This is a genomic window from Microbacterium sp. LMX7-1.2, assembly GCF_040675935.1.
Taxonomy (GTDB): Bacteria; Actinomycetota; Actinomycetes; order Actinomycetales; family Microbacteriaceae; genus Microbacterium.
This window is the reverse complement of the sequence record NZ_JBEGIL010000001.1, coordinates 490,780-512,710: the sequence shown is the minus strand read 5'-3', so window position 1 is coordinate 512,710 and position 21,931 is coordinate 490,780. Positions and strand designations below refer to the sequence as shown.

Genomic DNA, 21,931 nt, shown 5'->3' with positions numbered 1-21,931 from the left:
TCGTCGTCGAGGAAGACAGTCCGCATTCAGGGGAATACATGCAAGTGCATGTAAGTTATGTCCCGTGACGCCGCGCCAGCGGTCCACCTTCCTGGTCGCAGATGCGACTGACGTCTTCAGAGGAGCACCACATGACCATCGACATCCCCGGCTACCGTCCCGGCACCTACGTCCTCGACCCCGCGCACAGCGAGGTCACGTTCAGCGTCCGCCACATGATGATCTCGAAGGTGCGCGGCACGTTCGGCGTCAAGAGCGCCACGCTCACCGCGCCCGAGAATCCGCTCGACACCACGGTCGAGGCCAGCGTCGACGTTACGTCCGTCGACACCAAGGACGAGGGTCGCGACCAGCACCTGCGCTCGGCCGACTTCTTCGACACCGAGAACTTCCCGACCATGGACTTCGTCTCCACGGGCGCCCGCGCCGAGAACGGCGAGCTGTACGTCGACGGCGACCTCACCATCCGCGGCATCACGAAGCCCGTCACCTTCGAGGTCGACTTCGGCGGCTTCGGCTCCGACCCGTGGGGCAACTACAAGGCCGGCGCCTCGGCGAAGGCCGTCATCAATCGCGAGGACTTCGGCCTCACCTGGAACGCTGCGCTCGAGACCGGTGGTGTGCTCGTCGGTAAGGACGTCACGATCAACCTCGACCTGCAGGGAGCCCTGCAGCAGGACGCCTGACCTCGGCGGATCGCGTTCGAAGAGCCCCGTCCCTCTCGAGGGGCCGGGCTCTTCGTCGTCCGCGCCGCGAACTCAGGGCGCCGAACTCAGGCCTCCGGGCTCTCCGCGTCATAGGAGCGGAAGCGCGGGCTGCGTGCCGCGAGGAACGCGACGAGGGCGATCACCAGGAACCCGCCGAACAGCGGCGGGAACCAGAGCGTCGTCAGCGAGGCGAGAGCTCCGGCGTAGAGCGCGCCGAGCCGTGGTCCTCCGGCCACCACGACGATGAACACCCCCTGCAGACGCCCGCGCATGGCGTCGGGCACCGCGGCCTGCATCATCGTGTTCCGGTAGATCGAACTGACGTTGTCGGATGCTCCGGAGACGGCGAGAGCGATGCACGCGGCGACGATGAGCGCGATGTTCGCGGTGCTATCCGACACGGGTGCGGAGAACGCCCCGATCAGCAGCACGACGCCGAACAGCAGGATCGCGGCCCCGTACACCTCGACGGCACGAGCGATGCCTCGGCCGTGCCAGCGATACTGGACCACGCGCCCCGAGAACAGGCTCGAGGCGAAGGTGCCGACCGCGACCGAGGCCGTGAGCACGCCGGTGGTGACCGCGCCGCCTCCCAGCAGCAGAGTGCCGAGCGCCGGGAACAGCGCCAGCGGCTGCCCGAAGGTCATCGCGATGATGTCGATCACGTACTGCATCCGGATGTTGCTCGCACGGCGCAGGAAGCGCCAGCCATCGACGAGAGACGCCAGGCCGGGACGCACGATGTCCCCCTCCGGGCGCAGCGCAGGCAGAGTCCAGAGGCCGAGGAACATGGACAGCATCAGTACGACATCGATCGTGTAGGTCCACCCGTAGCCGGTGAGCGCCACCAGGATGCCGGCGAGCGCAGGACCGGCCATGACCGTGAGGCCGAAGGCCACGCCGTTCAGGGCCGAGGCGGCCGCGAGCATGTCGCGCGGTATCAGGCGGGGGACGATCGCGGTGCGCGTGGCCATGCCGACGGAGTTCGCGGCGGAGTTCACGATGCTCAGGACGTACAGCCACCAGATGGTCTCGGCCCCGGTCCAGGTGAGTGCGGCGAGAAGGGCGGTCGACAGGAACGTCACGGTCGCGGCGATCAGGGCCACGCGGCGGCGGTCGAAGGCGTCGGCGAGCATCCCGCCGTAGAGCCCCGCGAGCACCATGGGCACGAGCCCCGCGACGGCGATCATCGAGACCGCGAAGGTGCTGCCGGTCAGCGCGAAGACGTGCAGCATGACCGTGACGATCGTGAGCTGGCCGCCGATCCCGGCGAGCGAGGAGCCGATCCACATCCGGGCGAACGCGGGGCTCGCCTTCAGGGGGCTGAGGTCGATGAGATGGCCGCGAGCGCCGCTCACCGGTCGTGCCTGTCGTGCATCCTCCGAGCGTATCCGAGCGTCAGGGGAGCCGGGCGCTGGCGCGGTTCTCAGCGTGCGTGATCACTGGTAGACTCGTCAGGTTGCCGTTCGATCGGCCGCGGATAAAGAGAGCCCACGCATCAGGCGTCGGGCGCCGCGCAACAAGCAGAGAGGGGATCGAATCTATGGCACTGGAAGCAGACGTCAAGAAGGCGATCATCGAAGAGTACGCGACGCACCCCGGTGACACCGGATCCCCCGAGGTGCAGGCCGCGATGCTGACGCAGCGCATCAAGGACCTCACCGAGCACCTGAAGGAGCACAAGCACGACCACCACTCGCGTCGTGGCCTCTTCCTGCTCGTGGGTCAGCGCCGTCGTCTGCTCGGCTACCTCCAGAGCGTCGACATCGAGCGCTACCGCTCGCTGATCGCACGCCTGGGTCTCCGCCGATAACGCAGAGCGCCCCCGCGTACAATCGCGCAAAACATTCTTGAGAAGGCCGCCCCACGGTGTGGGGCGGCCTTCGGCGTAGACCGGGTTGATCCCGTCCTGACTTTCCGTTAGGAAAGTAGAAAGCTTTCCGTCAGGAAAGCGAACGGGGGAGTGATGGATCAGAAACCGGTCGCGGGACAGGACCCACTCGAGCAGCCGGATGCCGGAATCGCGCAGCGGTTCCTCGACGAGGCGGATGCCGTCGCCGAGCGCCGTGACCGGACGGTCAATCGTCGGGCGCTCGCATGGCTCCAGATCGCGAACACCACGGTCCTCTCGGTGTATCTGCTGGTTCTCTGCACGCTGCTCCGCTCGGAGGGCGGTCTCGCGCAGGTTCTCGTCTTCGCCTTCCTCGTCTGGGGGCAGATCTCCTCGGGGATGGCGCAGCGCTGGGGCATGCAGCGCCGTCTCTCCCGCTCACGGTGGCCCCTCTTCGTCGGAGGCGGCATCCTGGTGGCGATCGCCTTCGGGCTGATGCTCGCTGCGGTGTTCGTCCCGTCCTTCCCGGTAGTTCCCGTATACGTGTCGATCGGACTCTTCGCGCTGAGCTTCGGAGGCTACGCAGTGGCGGGGCTGATCCGCGCCCGCCGCGACCCTCGGCCGCAGGCCTCGCCGCGTATGCCGCTCGACCCGGCCGCCCGGTGGGGTACCATCCTCGTCGGCGCGGCCTTCGGAGCACTCGTCGCTCTCGCGGGTGCGCCCGACGACGTCCTGAGGGCGATCCTCCTGCTGTTCGTCGTCCTCGGGATCGCGGTCTGGCTCTTCGCCTCGGGCACGGAGCTCGGACTGTCGGAGATCGGAGCGGTCTGGCGCTGGCCGCACGTCCTCGCCGTCGCCGTGGCAGGAGGTGTCCTGGTGGGCGTCGTACTCCTCGATCTGGGTGCCCGCGGGCTGTCCTCGGCCGCGGTGGGGCTCGGCGCGGTCGTGCTGGCGGTGTTCGTCGCTGTTTCGTTCGCGCAGGGATACGCGCGCCGTGGCTGACGGCACGCGGGCACCCCACCCGCGCACCCGACTGGACGACAACTTCGCCTCGCCCATCCGCTTCTCGATGCTGGCGTCGCTCGGCGAGGGCATCGAGCTCGACTTCGTCACGCTGCGGGAGATTCTTCAGTGCGCGGACTCCCCGCTCAGCAAGGCCATCGCGCACCTGCATGCCGCGGGCTACGTCATCGCACGAAAGGCGTCGGCCGGGACGCGGCAGCGCACATGGGTGCGATCGACGCGCGCCGGGCGTGATGCCTTCGCGGGACACCTGCAAGCGCTGCGGGAGATCGTGGCTCTCGGAGACGGCCCCGCTCTGTGATGCCGCGACCTCAGGAGGGCTGACCCACCAGGTCCGGGTGGTGGATCGCCGCGACGTCAGGGTGCGCCCGCAGACGCGATTTCATCGCGTTCTCTCCGTAGGTGGCGTGGATCGGGTTGCTCGGATCCTCGGTGATGCCGGTGGCCTGCGCCGCGAGGTCGGCGGGGAGTTCGAGGAGCGGGAGCTGCTGGTCGAGTGCGGGGTTGAAGAAGAACGGGATGGAAATGCGTTCCTCGGGTGCCTTCGGTGAGATGACGCGGTGGTTCGTCGCCTTGAGGTAGCCGCCGGTCGCATACTCCAGCAGCTCGCCGATGTTCACGACGAACGCACCGGGAACGGACGGGGCGGAGACCCACTCCCCGTCGCGCTCGACCTGCAGGCCGCCCTTGCCCGGCTCGACCCAGAGCAGCGTCAGCACGCCCGAGTCCTTGTGCGCGCCGACGCCCTGCTGCGGCTCGGGCTCGTGCGTTCCGGGGTAGCGGACGATCTTGATGAGTGTCGAGGGATCGCGGAACGACTCGTCGAAGTACGTCTCTTCAGCGCCGAGCGTGAGCGCCCATTCGCGCAGGAGCCTCCGGGCGATCTCCGTGAGGGTGTCGTGCCACTCCGTCACGATCTCCTTGAGCTCCGGCTGTGCGTCCGGCCACAGATTCGGCCCGGTCAGACGGTTGAAGGCGGGACCTCCCTCGACGGGCTCGCGCTCGGGACCGATGTCGATCTGCTCGCGCCAGTCGACCTTGCCCTGTGTGCGCTCGCCTCCGACGCGGGTGTAGCCGCGGAAGTGCGGGCTCTTCACGTTCTCGATCGCCAGCTTGTCGGCCTCCGGCAGCGCGAAGAAGTCGAGGGCGGCCTGGTGCAGCCGGGCCTCGAGCTCGGGGGAGATGCCCGTGCCGGTGAGGTAGAAGAACCCGACGTCGTGCGTCGCGGCGCGCAGGTCGTCGCGGAACTGCGCCGCGGCCTCGGGGCCGGCGTCGAGCTGGGACAGGTCGAGGATGGGGAGCGAGAGATCAGCCATGACCCGAGCGTAAATCGGTCGTACCGCGGGCGGGCGAGTGTTGCGTCGGATTACCCGGGAGCCGTCGCGGAGCATCCGGTCGAAACATTCCGCGCGCTGGTGCCGAAGTCTCCCTTCGGTAAGGCAAGGCTGGCCTTATCGTGCTAGCGTGACCGGTTGTGTTCTCTGCATTCCTCATCGGTCTCCGTGAAGGACTGGAAGCCGCCCTCGTTGTCGGTGTGCTCTTCGCGTACCTCCGTCGGCTGAAACGCTCGGACGCGATCCCCGCGATGTCCGCCGGTGTCGTTCTCGCGATCCTGCTGGCCGCCGCGTTCGGGGCTGTACTCACGTTCGGGCCCTATGCACTCGCGCCGAACGCACAGGAGCTCATCGGCGGCCTCATGTCGCTGCTCGCGGTCGGGATGGTCACCTGGATGATCTTCTGGATGCAGAAGGCCGGCCGGACGATGAAGGCGACGCTCGAGAGCGGGATCGACCGCGCGCTCACGCAGGGCGGCATCTGGGCTCTCGTCGCGATCGGCTTCGTGTCCGTCGCTCGCGAGGGCATCGAGACGACCCTGCTCCTGTGGTCGATGGTGCAGTCCTTCGGCGATGCGCCCTCGGCTCTTCTGGGCGCCGTCCTGGGCCTGCTCACCGCGGTCCTCGTGGGCTGGCTGCTCGCGCGAGGCGCGGTGCGTCTCGACCTGCGCCGGTTCTTCCTCTGGACGAGCGGTTTCCTCGTGGTGGTGGCGGCCGGCGTCCTCGCCTACGCCATCATGGACCTGCAGGAGGCCGGTGCGCTGCCAGGGCCGTTCACCGCTCTCGCGCCCGTCGACGCCCTCACCGGAGCCGTCGCGACCGGATGGTCGGCGTTCCCGTTCGGCTGGGCCTTCGACGTCAGCGCCGTGATCGCGCCGGGACAGACGCTCGCTACGATCCTCCAAGCCACGATCGGCTTCATGCCCCGCATGACCTGGCTGCAGGTCGTCGCCTGGGCCGCGTACATGCTCGTCGTTGGCTTCCTCTTCGTCCGCGGGGTCCGCTCCCGTCGGCCCGTCACCCCTCGCACGGCACCTGAGCCCGCGCACGCGACGCCCGTGCCGTCCCTCACCGATCAAGGAGCACCATGACCACCTCCCGCCGAGTCCTCGCCGCCGTCGCGGCCGCGGGTGCGGCCGTCCTCGTCCTGAGCGGATGCGTCGCGAAGAGCGACGTCGCCGCGGGGGCCGCGTTCGACGTCACCTCGAGCGATTCCGACTGCTCCGTCTCGGGCTCGACGGCCCAGAGCGGCACGCTGACCTTCGACGTCACGAACGACAGCGCCCAGACGACCGAGTTCTATCTGCTCGCCGAGGACGGCCTGCGCATCGTCGGCGAGGTCGAGAACATCGCGCCCGCAGCATCGCGCACCCTGACGGTAGTGGCACAGCCCGGGAAGTACTTCACGCTGTGCAAGCCGGGAATGATCGGCGACGGCGTCGGAAAGTCCGAGTTCACGGTGACGGGTGACCGCGTTGCGCTCGCGGGGGAGGACGCCGAGCAGAAGCAGCAGGCGGTCGACCTGTACGCCGCGTTCGTGAAGGACCAGGTCGGCCAGCTCGTCCCCGCCGTCGAGGAGCTCGTCACGGCGTACCAGTCCGGCGACGACGAGACCGCGCGGACGCTGTTCCCGCAGACGCGGGCGTTCTACGAGCGCATCGAACCCGTGGCCGAGGCGCTGGGCACGCTCGATCCCCGCATCGACTACCGAGAGGTCGATGCCGTCGCCGAGGGACTGGACTGGACCGGCTTCCACCGCATAGAGAAGGACCTCTGGGTCCCGGCCCAGGACGCGCTGAACGCGGACGGTGAGACCCCCGCCTGGCAGGACTGGGCGCCCTCGACGACCGAGGAGCGCGCGGGCTACGGCGACCAGCTCCTCGCCGACGTGCAGGAGCTGTACGACTACGTGCACTCCGACGACTTCACGACCGCGCTGGACGACCAGGGCATCGGCGGCATCTCGAACGGCGCGATCGCGCTGCTCGACGAGGTCGCTACCGGCAAGATCTCCGGCGAGGAGGACTGGTGGTCCGGCACCGACCTCTACGACTTCGCGGCGAACGTCGAGGGATCCAAGATGGCCTTCTCGCTCGTGCAGGACTTCGCGGCAGCGCAGGGCGATGACGGCGAGGACCTCGTCGGTGAGATCGAGGACGGATATGCCGCGCTCGAGGCCTCGCTCGCGGCACACGGCTCTCTCGCGGACGGGTTCGTCGGGTACTCCGAGCTCACGGATGCCGACAAGCGCGAGTTCACCGACCTCATCAACGCGCTCGCCGAACCGCTGTCGCAGCTCACCGGCACGGTCCTCGACTGACTCCGAGAGTACGATCGCGCACGTGAACGACAGCACGAACGACGGCGCCGCCGACTCCCTCGAGGAGCCGGCGGCGTCCGTCGACGCACAGTCCGCGCCGACCGGTCTCAGCCGACGCGGCCTCCTCGGCCTCGCGCTCGGCGGGGGCGTCGCCTCGCTCGCCGTCGGCGTGGGCGCCGGCCTCACGGGCGGCGTCGCCCTCGGACGAGCGCGTGCCGCGGAGGATGCCGAGAACACCTACTCGTTCTTCGGCGCGCACCAGGCGGGGATCACGACGCCCGTGCAGGAGCATCTGCACTTCGCCTCGTTCGACATGATGCCGCGCACGGACCGCGACGACCTGATCAGCCTGCTGCAGGACTGGAGCTATGCGGCGTCCCGGATGACGCAGGGACTCGAGGTGAGCGCGACCGGGGCGGTCGGCGGCGACGCCGAGGTGCCGCCCGACGACACGGGGGAGGCGCTGGGGCTGCCGGCGTCGGGTCTCACGCTCACGTTCGGCTTCGGGCCGAGCCTGTTCGAGAACGAGGACGGTGACCGCTACGGCATCGCCGCGCAGAGCCCATCCGGCCTCGAACGACTGCCCGCCTTCCTCGGCGACGACCTCGACCCGCAGAGCTCGCACGGCGACCTCTGCATCCAGGCCTGCGCGAACGACCCGCAGGTGGCCGTGCACGCGATCCGCAACCTCAGTCGGATCGCGTTCGGGCGCGCGAAGCTGCGCTGGTCGCAGCTCGGGTTCGGCAAGACCTCCCGGACGACCTCGGATCAGGCGACGCCGCGCAACCTCTTCGGGTTCAAGGACGGCACCGCGAACATCCTCGCGGACGACGCCGACGCGCTGGACCGGAACGTCTGGGTCGCGGCATCCGACGACCCCGCGTGGATGGCCGGCGGCTCGTACCTCGTGGCGCGCAAGATCGCGATGCTGATCGAGACCTGGGATCGCGTGCGCCTCTCGGAGCAGAACACGATCATCGGCCGGGACAAGGGCGTCGGTGCTCCGCTGTCCGGTGGAGACGAGTTCACGGCACCCGACCTCGACTCCGCGAAGATCGATGTGAACTCGCACGTGCGCCTCGCCCACCCGGACGAGAACGACGGGATCCGCATCCTCCGTCGGGGCTTCAACTACGTCGACGGCAACAACGAGCTCGGACGTCTGGACGCCGGACTCTTCTTCCTGTCCTACCAGCGCGACCCCGCGCAGTTCGTCACCCTGCAGCGCAAGCTCTCCACGGATCGACTGAACGAGTACATCAGGCACGTCGGCTCCGGGATCTGGGCGGTGCCGGGCGGGGCCTCGCCCGGGTCGTACGTCGGCGCCGCCCTGTTCTCCTGAGCAGTTCGGCGAATCGCTCGATCAGTGCTGCGCCAGGATGCCGACGACCCGCTCCGCGAACGCATCGGCGCCGAAATGGTCGTCCGCGGTGATCGTCACGACGGCGTCACCGCGGAAGATGAGGAGCTGACCGTAGGCGCCGTGCAAGCGCCACGCATCACCGGGGCCGTCCCAGCCGGCGAGGGCATACCGCTCGTAGCCGGGCGCGTCTCCGGCTGCCACCCAGTCGGCGTGCATCGCGTCCACGACCTCCGCGGGGACGAGCTGCCGGCCGTGCCACGCGCCGCGATCGCGGATCAGCCTCCCGAGCCGGGCGAGCTCCTCGGTGCGCAGCGCGATGCCCTCGCCCGCGAGCACCCGCCCGTTCGGGCACCGGCGCCACGTGACGTCGTCGAGCCCGAGCGGCGCGAACAGCCGCGGCTCGAGATAGGCGGCGATGTCGCCGGTGCGCCTGGCGAGGATGGCCATCGCCGTGTACGTGCTCGCGTTCGAATACTGGAAGACGTGGCCGCGCGAGTCGCGCGACAGGAACTCGGCAGCGAGGTCGGGCCAGTCGGTCATCATCGTCTCGGACCACGGCAGATCGATCCCGCTCGACATCGACAGCAGGCGACGCAGCGTGAGGTCGGACACTCCGGCGCCGAGCGGCAGGTCGTCGACCAGGTCTCCGATCGGAGCGTCAAGGTCGATGAGCCCTTCCGCCTCGGCGACGCCCGCCGCCAGCACGCTCACACCCTTCACGATGGAGTGGATCTCCTCCCGCGTGTCGGGCGTCCAGCGATGGTCTGCGACCTCGTCGCCGAGGCGCACGTGGAGTCCGTGGATGCCGAAGCCCGTGGCATCCGCCTCTCGGACGATCTCGTCGCGGACCCGTTGCGCGAGGTCGGGCGCGACGATCACCGGGTCGCGCCCGCGGTCGGACGCGGGCGCCGCGATCCCGTCGGATCGCTGCGATGTCCCTCGCGCCCGGCCAGATCGGGGTCGACGAACAACCACTTCGGGCGCGGCTCGACGAACGGGCGGAACACCCACCGCACCGGGCGGGTCGCGAGGAGGAGCGCGAGTCCGACGGAGAGCAGGGTCACCAGCGGTAGCCAGATCCAGGTCGGATCGAGGTCGCGGAGGATGCCGGACTCGCGGAACGGATAGAGCGCGAAGGAGTGCAGCAGGAAGACGTACATCGTGTACTGGCCGAACCTCGTCCACCAGTACGTGCCGCGCGGGATGAGCGCGAAGAACGAGACGCTCAGGAGCACCGCGAGCAGCATCAGTGCGATGCGCACGCCGCCGGCCCACCAATGCTCGCCGCCGAGGTCGGCGTAGGCGTCCTCGTAGAAGAGCCAGTGCCGAAGGTCGACGTCCTTCCACAGGTCGATGCCCGCCCAGGCGACGAATCCCGCGGTGCCCAGCACTGCGACCGCCGCGACGCGGGTCCACCACGGGCGGGCTTCGAGAAGGCGGAAGCGCGTGACGATATCGCGCTCGCGCAGCCACCAGCCGAGCGTGAAGAACGGGAGGAGTCCGAGGGTGCGGGAGAGGGAGAACGTGCTGTCGACGTTGGGCAGGTAGCCCACGCCGATCGAGATCAGGACCGTCCAGAGCAGCGGCCAGCGCAGGAGCGCGAGGTAGGGGAGGACGAGGCGGAAGATGCCGAGGGCGAGCAGGAACCACAGGGTCCACGAGGGCTTGGTCAGATTGGGGTCGGCCTGGCCTTCGACCAGCCACTTCGTCAGCGTCCACAGCAGCTCGAAGATCACGTACGGCACGAGGATGTCGGTGATCACGCGGGCCATCTGCACCCGTGTCGGCGATCCGGACTTCGAGAAGTAGCCGGAGATGATCGCGAAGGCGGGCATGTGGAACGCGTACAGCGCGAGGTAGGCCGCGAGTGCGATGTCCGAGTCGTAGGTGAGGCGCTGGATGGCGTGGCCCAGCACCACGAGCACGATGCACGCGTAGCGCGCGTTGTCCCAGAAGGGCACGCGTCGGCGGGGCTTGGAAGCGGTCGCGGTGACGGGGTTCGGGTCGGCTCCGGCACTGTTCATCCTCTGAGGCTACCGCCGGGAATATATTTGCTCCCAGTGCGTTGACCCAGATACATTCAAATGAATAGAAGCGGATGCACGACGTCCGCTTCGGAGGAGACGGAGCACTCATGAGCGAGCAGGCAGCCGGACAGATGCAGTTCGGCATCATGTCGGTCAGCGACATCACGCGCGACCCCACCACCGGCGTCACGCCCAGCGAGCAGGAGCGGATCGCCGCGACCATGACGATCGCCAAGCATGCGGAGGAGGTCGGCCTCGACGTGTTCGCGATCGGCGAGCACCACAACCCGCCGTTCTGGTCGTCGAGCCCCACCACCTTCCTCGCGGCGCTGGCCGCGCAGACCGAGCGCCTCGTCGTCTCCACGTCGACCACGCTCATCACGACCAACGACCCCGTGCGCATCGCGGAGGAGTACGCGATGCTGCAGCACGTGTCCGGCGGACGCATGGACCTCATGCTCGGCCGCGGCAACACCGGTCCCGTGTATCCCTGGTTCGGGAAGGACATCCGCCAGGGACTCCCGCTCGCGATCGAGAACTACGCCCTGCTGCACAAGCTGTGGCGCGAGGACGTCGTCGACTGGGAGGGCAAGTTCCGCACGCCCCTGCAGGGCTTCACGTCGACGCCGCGCCCTCTCGACGGCATCGCGCCCTTCGTGTGGCACGGCTCCATCCGCACCCCCGAGATCGCCGAGCAGGCCGCGTACTACGGCGACGGCTTCTTCGCGAACAACATCTTCTGGCCCAAGGAGCACTACCAGCGCCTGATCGAGCTCTACCGTCAGCGCTATGCCCACTACGGCCACGGCACTCCCGAGCAGGCGATCGTCGGACTCGGCGGCCAGGTCTTCATGGCCGCGAAGTCGCAGGACGCCGTGACGCAGTTCCGCCCGTACTTCGACAACGCCCCGGTCTACGGGCACGGCCCGAGCATGGAGGACTTCACCGAGATGACCCCGCTCACCGTGGGTTCACCTCAGCAGGTGATCGATCGCTACGCCGGCATGCGCGAGCACTTCGGGGACTACCAGCGCCAGCTGTTCCTCATCGACCACGCCGGACTGCCCCTGAAGACCGTGCTCGAGCAGCTCGACATCCTGGGGTCCGAGGTGGTGCCCGTGCTGCGCCGGGAGCTCGCGAAGGACCGACCGGCGGCGGTGCCGGATGCTCCCACGCACGCCGCGCGCGTGCAGGCCGTGTACGGCGACGGCCCGACCCGTCAGGCCCGCCCCGGGGCGAACCGCGGCGACAACCTGACCGGCGACTCGCCATACCAGGACACCCCCGCACCCGCCGGTGCGGCCTTCGGACTCAGCCGGAAGGAGGCGTGACATGACCACGCGTCGCATCGCCGTCGTCTCGGCGGGGCTGTCGAACCCCTCGTCCACGCGTATGCTCGCAGACCGGCTGGCCGCCGAGACCGTCCGCGCGCTCGCCGCGAAGGACATCGAGGCCACCGTCGACGTCATCGAGCTGCGCGACCATGCGCACGACATCACGAACAACATGCTCACCGGATTCGCGCCCCCGGCGCTCGAGACCGCGATCAACACCGTGGTGTCGGCCGACGCGCTGATCGCCGTGACGCCGATCTTCTCGACGAGCTACTCGGGTCTGTTCAAGTCGTTCATCGACGTGCTCGATCCCGACTCCCTCACGGGGAAGCCCGTGCTGATCGGCGCGAACGCGGGCACGGCTCGGCATTCCCTCGCGATCGACTACGCGATCCGACCACTGTTCGCCTACCTGCATGCCGAGGCCGTGTCGACCGGCGTGTTCGCGGCCTCGAGCGATTGGGGCGGCGCGGGCGACGACGTCGCGCCGCTCGCGAAGCGCGTCGAGAAGGGCGCGCGCGAGCTCGCCGAGGCGATCGCGAGTCGCGAGGTCGCGACGGCGTCCGACCCTTATGACCCCGCGACCTACCTCGGCGAGGGACGCTCGTTCGGCCACATGCTGGGCGGTCTCGCCGGCGAGTGAGTGCGCGGATGCGTCCATGAGGCCGTCGACAACGTCGGAGGGGCGTCGTACGGTGACCTCATGGAACACTCCTCCGTGTGGGACTCCGCCGCCGATGCGCTGCGTGGGTCGCTGATCCTGCCCGATGACGACGAGTTCGCCGCGGCGCGCCGTCCCTGGAATCTCGCGGTCGAGCAGCATCCGATCGCCGTGGCGTCCCCGGCCGACGTCGACGACCTGCGCGTGCTGCTTGCGGCGGCCCGCGACGCCGGCGCCGTGATCGCGGTGCAGCCGGGCGGGCACGGTGCAGCAGGCGACCTCTCCGGGGCGCTCCTCGTGCGTACCACCGCCTTCGACGGACTCGCGGTCGATCTCGACGCCGGCATCGTCCGTGTCGGCAGCGGCGTCAAGTGGGGCACCGTCGTGCAGGCGCTCGAGGGCACCGGCTGGGCCGCTCCCGCGGGGACGAGTCCCGTGGTCAGCGTCGCGGGCTTCACGCTCGGGGGAGGTCACTCCTGGTTCAGCCGTACGGCCGGTCTCGGCTCGGATGCACTGCGCGCGGCCTGGCTGCTCCGGACGGACGGCACACACGAGCGCGTCGACGACGACAGCGACCCCGAGACCATGTGGGCTCTGCGAGGAGCCGGGGGCATCGCCGGGATCGTCACGGACCTCGAGATCGACCTGGTGCGCGCGCCGGCGATCTGGGGCGCGGGTCTCGTGTTCGACGCGTCCGATGTCCCTCGTGTGCTGCGTGCCGTGCGCGACCTCGCCGTCGACGCCCCGACGTCGCTCAATGTGTTCGCGAACTCGATGCGCATGCCCGACGCTCCGCAGGTCCCCGAGGAGGTCCGTGGTCGCAGCTTCGTCACGGTGCAGGCGCTCTCGACGAACGGCCCGGCCGATGGACTGATGGATCGGGTGCGCCGCGTGGGCACGGTTCGTCGGGACACCACGGGCCCGACCTCGCCCGCGACGATCGCTGCGGCGGCCGCCGAACCGACGGACCCGACCCCGGGCCGCGGCGCATCCGCGGCGCTCGTCTCGCTCGACGACCAGCTGATCGACGACCTGATGGAGTTCCGCGACGCTGCCGAACAGTGGCCGGTCATGGGTATCGACATCCGGATGCTGGGCGGCGCGCTCGATGCCCCGAAGCGCGCCGGGTTCGCGACGCTGCAGGGCGTGGGCTGGCTGCTGCACGCACTCATCCCGGTGCTCCCGGGGACGCCGCCCGAGCCCGGCGACGCGAGCATGGCGGGATTCCGACGCGTGCTCGACCGTGCGCTCGCGCCGCAGACCGTGACGACCTTCCTGGGGCCGGGTGAGACGCTCGACAAGTGCGGACCCGCCTCGTCGATCGAGCGGCTTCGCGCTGTGCGAGCCACGCTCGATCCGGAGGGGCTGCTGCACGAGGGGCGACTCCCACGCTGAGGCGCGGACAGGGAGGCCTCGATAAGGCCGCGGACGGATCTCAGACGGGTCCGTCGGCGGTGCGGCGCTGCCAGGTGTACTCCGTCTCCGGGCGCCCTCGCGTGCCGTGGCGCGCCGCCCTGGCCACGACGCCCTCCGCCGTGAGGTGCTCCAGGTAGCGTCTGACGGCGACGCGAGACATTCCGAGCCGCTCGGCGGCCTCGCTCGCCGACAGGACTCCCGAAGAACGGAGGGCAGCGGACACGGCTTGCAACGTGGCACCGGAGAGCCCCTTGGGCAGCGGTATCGTCCCGGTCGCCCGTCCGAGTAACGCGTCGATCTCCGCCTGCGTGGCCTCCCCGTCGGTCGTGCGCGCGCTCGCGAGATGCTCTCGGTACGCCGTCATGCGCTCCTGGAACACCGCGAACGGAAACGGCTTGACCAGGTACTGGTACACCCCGAGGGCCGCCATCTGGCGAACGGTCTCGGCGTCGCGCACTCCCGTGATCGCGATCACGTCGATGGCTGCGGCCCGGGCCCTGAGGGTGCGGAGCACGTCGATCCCTGAGCCGTCCGGCATCGTGATGTCGAGCAGCACGAGGTCGAAGGGCGTGCCTGCTGGCGGGCTGAGCACGGCGTTCACGGCAGCGCGTGCACCGCTGCACTCGGCGCCGACCTCGAAACCGTCGATCCGTTCGAGGTACGAACGGTGCAGTTCGAGCGTGAGGGCGTCGTCGTCGACGATCAGTGTGCGGATCATGCTGTTCTCCGTCGGCGGGCGGCGGGCAGGAGCACCCGGAAGGTCGTCGGGTCGGAGCGGAGCTCGACCGAGCCGCCCGCGCCGATGACCACGGAGCGCACCAGGGCGAGGCCCACTCCACGGCCCTGCGCGCCGGCGGGCTTGGTGGAGAACCCCGCCTCGAAGACGCGGTCCACCAGGTCCGACGGCACCCCGGGCCCGCTGTCGGACACCTCGAGTGCGATCCCGCCGTCGGGCGTGGGTTCCAGCACCACCGATACCCAGCGCTCGGCGCTTCCGGCTGCGGCATCCATCGCGTTGTCGACCAGGTTGCCCAGCACTGCGACGCTGTCGACGGGCGACAGCGGGGACGCGGGCGTGTCGGGCTCGATGCGGATGCGCCAGTCGATGCCGCGCTCCTTGGCCTGTGAGGCCTTGCCCAACAGCAGCGCGCCGATGGCGGGATCGCCCGCGCGCCGCGCGGTCACCTGGTCCACGAGCGACTGGCTCTGACGAGAGGTCTCGGTGAGGATCTCGATCGCCTCCGCGCTGCGGCCCAGCTCGAGCAGGGCCACCGCGGTGTGCATGCGGTTCCCGTGCTCGTGGGTCTGCGCGCGCAAGGCGTCGCCGAGCGTGCGCAGGGACTCGTACGACGACACGGCGTCGCGCACCTGCCCCGGCGGCAGGTCGCCCGCGATGCGCCGGGTGACGCGCCGCGCCGCCCACGCGCCCAGGGCGCCGAGTGCCACGAGGGCGGCCGTGATCGCGAGCGACAGCGGCAGCCGACGCAGCAGGGTGTCGGAGATCGACTCGATCGTGACGCCCGCCGAGACCCATCCCCGCACGGTGCCGTCGGACGCGAGCACCGGCACGATCGTGCGCACCGACGGCCCGAGCGTGCCCGTGAAGACCTCGGTGAGCGGTACGGGATCCGTGGGAATCGTGCCGAGGTACTTCTCGCCGATGCGGTCGAGGTCCGGATGCGTCACGCGTACGCCGTCCGGCGTCATGACGGTGACGAAGTCGAGGTCTGCGGTGTCGACGACGTCGAGGGCGTAGGGCTCCAGCATGTTCGTGGCCGAGGCCTGATCACCGGACTCCAGGGCCTCGCGCACGACCGGGGACGCAGCCAGCGTCTGCGCCGTGGCCGCGGTCACCCTCTCGGCCTCCGCATGTGTCGCGCGCTGCGCCTCCACGACCAGGAACACCGCGACGAGGGCGCCGATCACGAGCGCTGCGACGAGCAGGACGAGGAAGACGCGCGAGGCGGTGCTGCTCGCGCTGCGGGCGTGTGCCATCGCTTCCTTCCGATCGTCCTCGATCACAGGGGGCCGAGATCCGTGATGACCAATACGACCACAAATGGCGTCGCGGGGGGAAGTCGGGGACCGTGAGGGGATCGCAGGGCGAGGTCGCCCGCGCACATGACACGACGACGTTCATGATCGAGGAGGAAACATGGCCATCACGACGGGGTTCTCCCTTCCGGGCTTCCACTGGCGCCGCAACAAGCAGGCGTGGGACAGGCACACGTGGCTGTACGTGTCCGTCATCATCGCGGTCGTGCTCGGCGCGGCCGTCGGGCTCATCGCCCCCGAGGTCGGGCAGTCGCTCGAGCCCATCGGCAAGGGTTTCGTCTCGCTGATCAAGATGATGATCGCCCCGATCATCTTCTGCACCATCGTGGTGGGCGTCGGATCCATCGCCAAGGCCGCGACGGTCGGGAAGATCGGCGGTCTCGCGCTGCTGTACTTCATGGTGATGTCCACGTTCGCGCTCGCGATCGGTCTCGTGGTGGGCAACATCATCCACCCCGGCGCCGGCCTCGACATGGCGAGCGCCCAGTACGACGCGACCGACACCGAGGCGAAGACCACGACCGAGTTCGTGCTCGGGATCATCCCCACGACGTTCTTCTCGGCCTTCACCGGCGAGAGCGTGCTGCAGGTGCTGTTCATCGCGCTGCTGACCGGCTTCGCGCTCCAGGGGCTCGGCGAGAAGGGCGCGCCCATCATGGACGCGGTGAAGAACCTGCAGAAGCTCGTGTTCCGCATCCTGGGCATGATCCTGTGGCTCGCGCCGCTCGGTGCGTTCGGAGCGATCGCGGCCGTGGTCGGCAAGACCGGCGTCGCGGCGATCTGGAGCCTCGGCATCCTGATGGTCGCGTTCTACATCACGTGCATCGTGTTCATCGTGGTGGTTCTCGGCGTGCTGCTGTACGCCGTCACCCGCGTCAACATCTTCAGTCTCGTCAAGTACCTGGCACGGGAGTACCTGCTGATCGTGGGCACGTCCTCGTCGGAGTCCGCGCTGCCGCGCCTGATCGCCAAGATGGAGCACGTCGGCGTCTCGAAGCCGGTGGTCGGCATCACCGTCCCGACCGGGTACTCGTTCAACCTCGACGGCACGGCGATCTACCTCACGATGGCGTCGCTGTTCATCGCCACGGGTATGGGGCAGCCCATGTCGATCGGCGAGCAGATCGGTCTCCTGGTCTTCATGATCATCGCGAGCAAGGGGGCGGCCGGAGTCACGGGAGCCGGACTCGCCACGCTCGCCGGCGGTCTGCAGGCGTACCGCCCCGACCTCGTCGACGGCGTCGGCGTCATCGTCGGGATCGACCGGTTCATGTCCGAGGGACGCGCGCTGACGAACTTCACCGGCAACGCCGTCGCGACGCTGCTGATCGGCACCTGGACCAAGCAGATCGACCGTGACCGGGTGCGTCGGGTCCTCGGCGGCGAGCTGCCGTTCGACGAGGCGCTGCTCGACGGGGTCGACGGTCACGGCATGGCCGATGAGAAGTCGGCAGTCGATTCGCAGGGACTCAAGGATTCGGCGATCGACGAGATGTCGGCCAAGCAGGAGCGGGCCCGCGCACGGGCGGCGCAGCAGCGCTGACACCGAGTCGAAGAGAGAATGCGGGAGCCGAGTCGATCGGCTCCCGCATTCGTGCGGTCAACCGCTCTTGCGTCGGAACTCGCGCCGCGTCTGCGGCGCGGCACCGCCGTGGACGGCGGAGTCGCCGTCCAGGTGGGCTTCGCCCTCGCGGTGGTGCGCGTTCTTCTTCTCGAGCGCTTCCTTGAACTTGCGCTTCATGTCCTCGGTGGAGGACGCGCCCTCTTCGGTGCTCATGCCCGCCAGCCTAGAGCACGCGTCGGAGCGCGCGGCGGGTCACCTGCGGAGCCGCCGGGTCGCGAAGTCGATCGCGGCACCGAGTCCCACGGCGACCGCGACCGACACGAGCACCGCCACGACCGGCCCGCCGGGGACGATCACGGCGATCAACGCGCCGACCGATGCCTGATAGGCGGCCCACCCCAGTGCGGCGACGGCGGCGAGGCACAGATAGCGCGCGGGATGGATGCGCGAGGCGCCGGCGACGAGGTTGATCGCGAGGCGCGCGAACGGAACGAACCGAGCGGTGAACAGCACCATGGCCAACCCGCCGTCCAGGCGTCGGCGAGCCCACGTCAGCGCCTGCTGCACGCGCGGGGCGCGCATCCAGCGCCACCGCTCGGTGCCGACGGTGCGGCCGATCACGTACACGGTGGCGTCGCCCAGGGCCGCGGCGACCCCCGCGCACGCGATCACCGCCCACAGCGGTGGCGAGCCCGATGCCGAGGAGACCGCCCCGAGCGCAGTCACCGCGATCTCCCCGGGGACCACCACGAAGAACGAGTCACCGAGAACGAGCAGGCTCATGATGGCGAGGCCCCAGGGGTCGGCGAGGAGATCTGTCGGCACCGCCCCACAGTGCGGGTCCGAGGTGAACGGGAACCAACGCGCGGATAGCCGGTGTCCAGCGATCCAGCATCCGGTGAACTTCTGGTGCCCTGGCCCGTTTCGGCGATCCGCTGCACCGCGACCGCTGCATCCTGAGGGTGTGAGAGTCGCGATCGTGACAGAGTCCTTCCTTCCGCACATGAACGGTGTCACCGGATCCGTGCTGCAGATCCTGAAGCACCTCGAGCGCACGGGGCATGAGGCCCACGTGATCGCGCCCGACGCGGTCGGCATCCCGACCGAGATCGCGGGGGCTCCGGTGGAGGCGATCCCGAGCCTGCCGCTGCCCGGCTACCGGAACGTCCGGGTCGGCACCTCGCCCGCGCACCGGGTCGCTGCGTCGCTGCGGCGCTTCCAGCCGGACGTGGTCCACCTCGCCTCGCCGTTCGCGCTGGGCTGGCGCGGTGCGCTCGCCGCCGAGCGACTCGACGTCGCCTCGGTCGCCGCTTACCAGACCGACGTCGCCGCCTACACGGAGCGCTACCGGATTCCCGCGACGACAGGGGTCGCGCAGACCCACATCGCGCGCCTGCATCGCCGGGCGACCCTCACGCTCGCCCCGTCGGCGGAGTCGGCGCAGCAGCTCGCGACACTGGGCGTGGACCGCGTCCGCCGCTGGGGAAGGGGCGTGGACGCGGAGCGCTTCCAGCCGTCGCGTCGCGACGAGACGCTCCGCTCGACGTGGGGAGGAGAGGTCGTGATCGGATACATCGGGCGCCTCGCACCCGAGAAGCAGGTCGAGGACCTCGCCGTGCTGCAGGACCTCCCCGGGACGCGTCTCGTGATCGTCGGCGACGGACCGAGCAGGGCGAAGCTCGAGGCGCTGATGCCCCGCGCCCTCTTCCTCGGCCACCTCGGCGGTGACGCGCTCGCCGCGGCCGCGGCATCCTTCGACGTGTTCGTGCACCCGGGGGAGAGCGAGACGTTCGGGCAGACGCTGCAGGAGGCGCACGCGAGCGGTGTGCCGGTCGTCGCCACCGGGCGAGGAGGCCCGCTCGACCTCGTGCGCATGGGCGTCGACGGCTGGCTGTACCGGCCTGGCGACCTCGACGACCTGCGCATGCGTGTCGCCGACCTCGCCGGAGACACCCGCAAGCGCCGGGCCTTCGGCGACGCAGGCCGGGAAGCCGTGCAGGGACGCAGCTGGTCGAGCGTGTGCGACCAGCTGTTGGGGCACTTCGACGAGGCGCGCGAGCTGCGCGCGGTCGATTCGGGCCTGCGCGCTCGCCGCATGACCCGGCCCGAGGCGACCGCGCCGCTCGTGGGACGACGATGGCAGCGCTACGTCGCCCTCGGGGACTCGCTGACGGAGGGATTGTGCGATCCGGCGCCAGACGGTGCGCTGCGCGGATGGGCCGACCGTCTCGCTCTGCTGCTCGCTGCACGCGGCGGACTCCACTACGCGAACCTGGCCATCCGATCCAAGCGCGTGCGTGACGTGTGCGAGACTCAGCTGCCCCGCGCGCTGGAGCTGCGCCCGGATCTCGTCTCGGTGCTGATCGGCGCGAACGATCTCGTGAAGCACCGCGTGGACGTGAGAGCGCTCGCCGCAGAGCTCGAGGATGCCGTCTGCCGGCTGCGAGGCATCGGCGCCGACGTGCTCCTGGTGACGCCCTTCCTGCCCCGCAGACGTGCTGCCCACCTGTACACGCGGCGGTTCTCGATGTTCGCGACCGCGCTCGCCGGCATCGCTGCGCGCACGGGGGCGATCCTCATCGACACCGACATGCATCCCTCGCTGCCCGACCGGCCGAACTGGGGCGAGGACCTCGTGCATCTCAGCAGCCGCGGGCACCGCTTCCTCGCCTACCGGGCCGGCGATGTGCTCGGCGTCCCGCACGCCGACGCGCTGGGTGTCCTCGACGCCGCGCTGCACGAGAACGAGTCGATCGGCGCAGGGCTGTGGTGGCGCCGGCATGCACTGCCGTGGGTGTGGCGGCGCCTGCACGGGCGTGCCGCGGGCGACGGTCGTGTCGCGAAGCACGACGACTACGTGTACCTCGGTCGCTCGGCGTCGGAGCGCACCGTCCCGGTGTCCTGAACGGGCGCTCGCGTCTCGAGACGGCTCAGCGGCGGCCCATGCCGTGGTACGACCAGCCCGCGGCGCGCCAGGCATCCGCATCCAGGCAGTTGCGACCGTCCACGATGACGCGGCCGGCGACGAGGGCCCCGGCGTGCTCCGGGTTCATCTCGCGGCGGTAGAGATCCCACTCCGTGACGACCACCACGGCATCGGCGTCGCGCAGGGCGTCGTCGCGCTCGGCGGCGTATCCGAGCTGGGGATGCGCCGCCGCCGCGTTCGGCAGCGCTGCGGGGTCGGTCACGACGACGTCGGCGCCGAGCCCGCGCAGGCGTACGGCGACGTCGAGCGCGGGTGAGTCGCGGATGTCGTCGCTGAACGGCTTGAAGGCCGCGCCGAGCACCGCGATCCGCTTCCCGAACACGAGACCGCCGAGTGCGTTCACGACGAGCTGCACCGCGCGGTCGCGTCGCCGGAGGTTGATGCCGTCGACCTCGCGGAGGAATCCGACGGCTTCGCCGCGGCCCAGCTCCTCGGCTCTGGCGGCGAAGGCGCGGATGTCCTTCGGCAGGCAGCCGCCGCCGAAGCCGATGCCGGATCCGAGGTAGCGCCGCCCGATCCGGGTGTCGTGCCCGAGGGCGTCGGCGAGCAGCGTCACATCGGCGCCTGAGGCCTCAGCGATCTCCGCCATCGCATTGATGAACGAGATCTTGGTGGCGAGGAACGCGTTCGCGGCGCCCTTCACCAGCTCTGCGGTAGCGAGGTCGGTCACGAGGTACGGCGCACCCGCCGCTATCGCGGGAGCGTAGGCCTCGCGCAGGAGTTCGGCCGCGGCATCCCCGGCATCGGTGGGAGGGATGCCGACGACGAGGCGATCCGGGGTGATCGTGTCGTGCACGGCCCAGCCTTCGCGGAGGAACTCCGGATTCCACACCAGCACCGCTCCCGACTCGGCGATCGATCCTGCCAGCCGTGCGGCGGTGCCGACCGGCACCGTCGACTTGCCGGCGACCACGTGTCCAGGTCGGAGGTGGGGGAGGAGGGCCTCGATCGCGGCGTCCACGAAACGGAGGTCGGCGGCGTGCCCGCCGGCGATCTGCGGGGTGCCGACGGCCAGGAAGTGCACGGCGGCGTCTGCGGCTTCGGCCATGTCCGCGCTGAAGCGCAGACGACCCGAGTCGAGTCCCTCGCGCAGTAGCTCGTCGAGCTGCGGCTCGAAGAACGGAGCGATGCCGTCCGCCAGGGCGGCGACCTTCCGCTCGTCGACGTCGATGCCGACGACGTCGTGTCCGATCGAGGCCATCGCCGCGGCATGGACGGCACCGAGGTACCCGCAGCCGATCACTGACATGCGCATGGGTTCACCTCAGCGGATGCCGCGCACCTGACCGCATCCACGCGGTGAACGCGCG

At 69.9% G+C, this 21,931-nt stretch carries 21 protein-coding genes; 12 read left to right on the top strand and 9 right to left on the bottom strand.

Going from position 1 to position 21,931, the window contains the following annotated elements:
• The first annotated feature begins 131 nt into the window (after positions 1–131).
• On the top strand, positions 132–686 hold the full coding sequence (locus MRBLMX7_RS02565) for a YceI family protein (protein WP_050721229.1): 555 nt from the start codon (positions 132–134) through the stop codon (positions 684–686).
• Positions 687–772: 86 nt separating this feature from the next.
• Here the strand turns inward: MRBLMX7_RS02565 and MRBLMX7_RS02560 are convergent, their stop codons facing one another.
• Entirely contained in the window at positions 773–2,065 is a 1,293-nt protein-coding gene (locus tag MRBLMX7_RS02560; RefSeq protein ID WP_363366054.1) for an MFS transporter, read from the bottom strand.
• A gap of 185 nt (positions 2,066–2,250) precedes the next feature.
• On the opposite strand from MRBLMX7_RS02560, the gene rpsO reads away from it, so the two are divergent.
• From rpsO to MRBLMX7_RS02545, 3 genes are all read left to right on the top strand, one after another.
• Positions 2,251–2,520, top strand: a complete 270-nt coding sequence (gene rpsO / locus MRBLMX7_RS02555) for a 30S ribosomal protein S15 (protein ID WP_017203073.1) — start codon at positions 2,251–2,253, stop codon at positions 2,518–2,520.
• A gap of 153 nt (positions 2,521–2,673) precedes the next feature.
• Entirely contained in the window at positions 2,674–3,540 is an 867-nt protein-coding gene (locus tag MRBLMX7_RS02550; protein WP_363366053.1) for a hypothetical protein, read from the top strand.
• Positions 3,533–3,862, top strand: coding sequence for a transcriptional regulator (locus MRBLMX7_RS02545; protein ID WP_363366052.1), 330 nt, complete (start codon positions 3,533–3,535; stop codon positions 3,860–3,862). The genes MRBLMX7_RS02550 and MRBLMX7_RS02545 overlap by 8 nt, the downstream gene beginning before the upstream one ends.
• A 10-nt stretch (positions 3,863–3,872) precedes the next feature.
• Here MRBLMX7_RS02545 and MRBLMX7_RS02540 read toward each other — a convergent pair whose 3' ends face one another.
• The gene (locus tag MRBLMX7_RS02540; protein WP_363366051.1) at positions 3,873–4,877 is read right to left on the bottom strand and encodes an isopenicillin N synthase family dioxygenase; all 1,005 of its coding nucleotides are present in this window, start codon (positions 4,875–4,877) and stop codon (positions 3,873–3,875) included.
• Between the two features lie 158 nt (positions 4,878–5,035).
• On the opposite strand from MRBLMX7_RS02540, the gene efeU reads away from it, so the two are divergent.
• From efeU to efeB, 3 genes are read left to right on the top strand one after another with little or no spacing between them, the layout of a single operon-like run.
• The gene (efeU, locus tag MRBLMX7_RS02535) at positions 5,036–5,986 is read left to right on the top strand and encodes an iron uptake transporter permease EfeU (RefSeq protein ID WP_363366050.1); all 951 of its coding nucleotides are present in this window, start codon (positions 5,036–5,038) and stop codon (positions 5,984–5,986) included.
• Positions 5,983–7,215, top strand: coding sequence for an iron uptake system protein EfeO (gene efeO / locus MRBLMX7_RS02530; RefSeq protein WP_363366049.1), 1,233 nt, complete (start codon positions 5,983–5,985; stop codon positions 7,213–7,215). Before efeU ends, efeO begins: the two co-directional genes overlap by 4 nt.
• A 22-nt stretch (positions 7,216–7,237) precedes the next feature.
• Positions 7,238–8,557, top strand: coding sequence for an iron uptake transporter deferrochelatase/peroxidase subunit (gene efeB / locus MRBLMX7_RS02525; protein ID WP_363366048.1), 1,320 nt, complete (start codon positions 7,238–7,240; stop codon positions 8,555–8,557).
• Positions 8,558–8,578: 21 nt separating this feature from the next.
• Here efeB and MRBLMX7_RS02520 read toward each other — a convergent pair whose 3' ends face one another.
• Both MRBLMX7_RS02520 and MRBLMX7_RS02515 read right to left on the bottom strand, forming a co-directional pair.
• The gene (locus MRBLMX7_RS02520; protein WP_363366047.1) at positions 8,579–9,457 is read right to left on the bottom strand and encodes a serine hydrolase domain-containing protein; all 879 of its coding nucleotides are present in this window, start codon (positions 9,455–9,457) and stop codon (positions 8,579–8,581) included.
• A complete protein-coding gene (locus MRBLMX7_RS02515) occupies positions 9,454–10,602 on the bottom strand; it encodes an acyltransferase family protein (protein ID WP_363366046.1) in 1,149 nt (382 codons plus the stop codon). Before MRBLMX7_RS02515 ends, MRBLMX7_RS02520 begins: the two co-directional genes overlap by 4 nt.
• A 110-nt stretch (positions 10,603–10,712) precedes the next feature.
• Between MRBLMX7_RS02515 and MRBLMX7_RS02510 the strand changes: the two genes are divergently transcribed.
• Genes MRBLMX7_RS02510 through MRBLMX7_RS02500 form a run of 3 tightly spaced genes read left to right on the top strand, consistent with a single transcriptional unit; the run spans position 10,713 to position 13,995 of the window.
• Positions 10,713–11,936: an LLM class flavin-dependent oxidoreductase gene (locus tag MRBLMX7_RS02510; protein WP_363366045.1), complete on the top strand. Its 1,224-nt coding sequence runs from the start codon at positions 10,713–10,715 to the stop codon at positions 11,934–11,936.
• Position 11,937: 1 nt separating this feature from the next.
• Positions 11,938–12,582 carry an FMN reductase gene (locus MRBLMX7_RS02505; protein WP_363366044.1) on the top strand — a complete coding sequence of 215 codons (645 nt, stop codon included), beginning with the start codon at positions 11,938–11,940 and terminating at the stop codon, positions 12,580–12,582.
• A gap of 60 nt (positions 12,583–12,642) precedes the next feature.
• The gene (locus tag MRBLMX7_RS02500) at positions 12,643–13,995 is read left to right on the top strand and encodes an FAD-binding oxidoreductase (RefSeq protein ID WP_363366043.1); all 1,353 of its coding nucleotides are present in this window, start codon (positions 12,643–12,645) and stop codon (positions 13,993–13,995) included.
• Positions 13,996–14,035: 40 nt separating this feature from the next.
• Here the strand turns inward: MRBLMX7_RS02500 and MRBLMX7_RS02495 are convergent, their stop codons facing one another.
• A complete protein-coding gene (locus MRBLMX7_RS02495) occupies positions 14,036–14,734 on the bottom strand; it encodes a response regulator (protein WP_363366042.1) in 699 nt (232 codons plus the stop codon).
• Entirely contained in the window at positions 14,731–16,011 is a 1,281-nt protein-coding gene (locus MRBLMX7_RS02490; protein WP_363366041.1) for a sensor histidine kinase, read from the bottom strand. The genes MRBLMX7_RS02495 and MRBLMX7_RS02490 overlap by 4 nt, the downstream gene beginning before the upstream one ends.
• Positions 16,012–16,171: 160 nt before the next feature.
• Between MRBLMX7_RS02490 and MRBLMX7_RS02485 the strand changes: the two genes are divergently transcribed.
• Positions 16,172–17,614 (top strand): cation:dicarboxylate symporter family transporter, encoded by a 1,443-nt coding sequence (locus MRBLMX7_RS02485; protein ID WP_363366040.1) that lies wholly within the window; start codon positions 16,172–16,174, stop codon positions 17,612–17,614.
• Between the two features lie 57 nt (positions 17,615–17,671).
• Here the strand turns inward: MRBLMX7_RS02485 and MRBLMX7_RS02480 are convergent, their stop codons facing one another.
• The gene (locus MRBLMX7_RS02480) at positions 17,672–17,848 is read right to left on the bottom strand and encodes a DUF5302 domain-containing protein (protein ID WP_161804375.1); all 177 of its coding nucleotides are present in this window, start codon (positions 17,846–17,848) and stop codon (positions 17,672–17,674) included.
• 39 nt (positions 17,849–17,887) lie between these two features.
• Positions 17,888–18,460: a DedA family protein gene (locus MRBLMX7_RS02475; RefSeq protein ID WP_363366039.1), complete on the bottom strand. Its 573-nt coding sequence runs from the start codon at positions 18,458–18,460 to the stop codon at positions 17,888–17,890.
• Positions 18,461–18,614: 154 nt separating this feature from the next.
• Between MRBLMX7_RS02475 and MRBLMX7_RS02470 the strand changes: the two genes are divergently transcribed.
• Positions 18,615–20,540: a GDSL-type esterase/lipase family protein gene (locus MRBLMX7_RS02470; RefSeq protein WP_363366038.1), complete on the top strand. Its 1,926-nt coding sequence runs from the start codon at positions 18,615–18,617 to the stop codon at positions 20,538–20,540.
• A 25-nt stretch (positions 20,541–20,565) separates the two neighbouring features.
• Here the strand turns inward: MRBLMX7_RS02470 and MRBLMX7_RS02465 are convergent, their stop codons facing one another.
• Positions 20,566–21,876, bottom strand: a complete 1,311-nt coding sequence (locus MRBLMX7_RS02465; RefSeq protein WP_363366037.1) for a UDP-glucose dehydrogenase family protein — start codon at positions 21,874–21,876, stop codon at positions 20,566–20,568.
• Between the last annotated feature and the right edge of the window lie 55 nt (positions 21,877–21,931).

Bases quoted from the DNA above. Each gene is read 5' to 3' on its own strand.
- MRBLMX7_RS02565 (WP_050721229.1), top strand. From the start codon at position 132: ATGACCATCGACATCCCCGGCTACCGTCCCGGCACCTACGTCCTCGAC.
- rpsO (WP_017203073.1), top strand. From the start codon at position 2,251: ATGGCACTGGAAGCAGACGTCAAGAAGGCGATCATCGAAGAGTACGCG.
- MRBLMX7_RS02550 (WP_363366053.1), top strand. From the start codon at position 2,674: ATGGATCAGAAACCGGTCGCGGGACAGGACCCACTCGAGCAGCCGGAT.
- MRBLMX7_RS02540 (WP_363366051.1), bottom strand. From the start codon at position 4,877: ATGGCTGATCTCTCGCTCCCCATCCTCGACCTGTCCCAGCTCGACGCC.
- efeO (WP_363366049.1), top strand. From the start codon at position 5,983: ATGACCACCTCCCGCCGAGTCCTCGCCGCCGTCGCGGCCGCGGGTGCG.
- MRBLMX7_RS02515 (WP_363366046.1), bottom strand. From the start codon at position 10,602: ATGAACAGTGCCGGAGCCGACCCGAACCCCGTCACCGCGACCGCTTCC.
- MRBLMX7_RS02510 (WP_363366045.1), top strand. From the start codon at position 10,713: ATGAGCGAGCAGGCAGCCGGACAGATGCAGTTCGGCATCATGTCGGTC.
- MRBLMX7_RS02505 (WP_363366044.1), top strand. From the start codon at position 11,938: ATGACCACGCGTCGCATCGCCGTCGTCTCGGCGGGGCTGTCGAACCCC.
- MRBLMX7_RS02500 (WP_363366043.1), top strand. From the start codon at position 12,643: ATGGAACACTCCTCCGTGTGGGACTCCGCCGCCGATGCGCTGCGTGGG.
- MRBLMX7_RS02495 (WP_363366042.1), bottom strand. From the start codon at position 14,734: ATGATCCGCACACTGATCGTCGACGACGACGCCCTCACGCTCGAACTG.
- MRBLMX7_RS02490 (WP_363366041.1), bottom strand. From the start codon at position 16,011: ATGGCACACGCCCGCAGCGCGAGCAGCACCGCCTCGCGCGTCTTCCTC.
- MRBLMX7_RS02485 (WP_363366040.1), top strand. From the start codon at position 16,172: ATGGCCATCACGACGGGGTTCTCCCTTCCGGGCTTCCACTGGCGCCGC.
- MRBLMX7_RS02480 (WP_161804375.1), bottom strand. From the start codon at position 17,848: ATGAGCACCGAAGAGGGCGCGTCCTCCACCGAGGACATGAAGCGCAAG.
- MRBLMX7_RS02465 (WP_363366037.1), bottom strand. From the start codon at position 21,876: ATGCGCATGTCAGTGATCGGCTGCGGGTACCTCGGTGCCGTCCATGCC.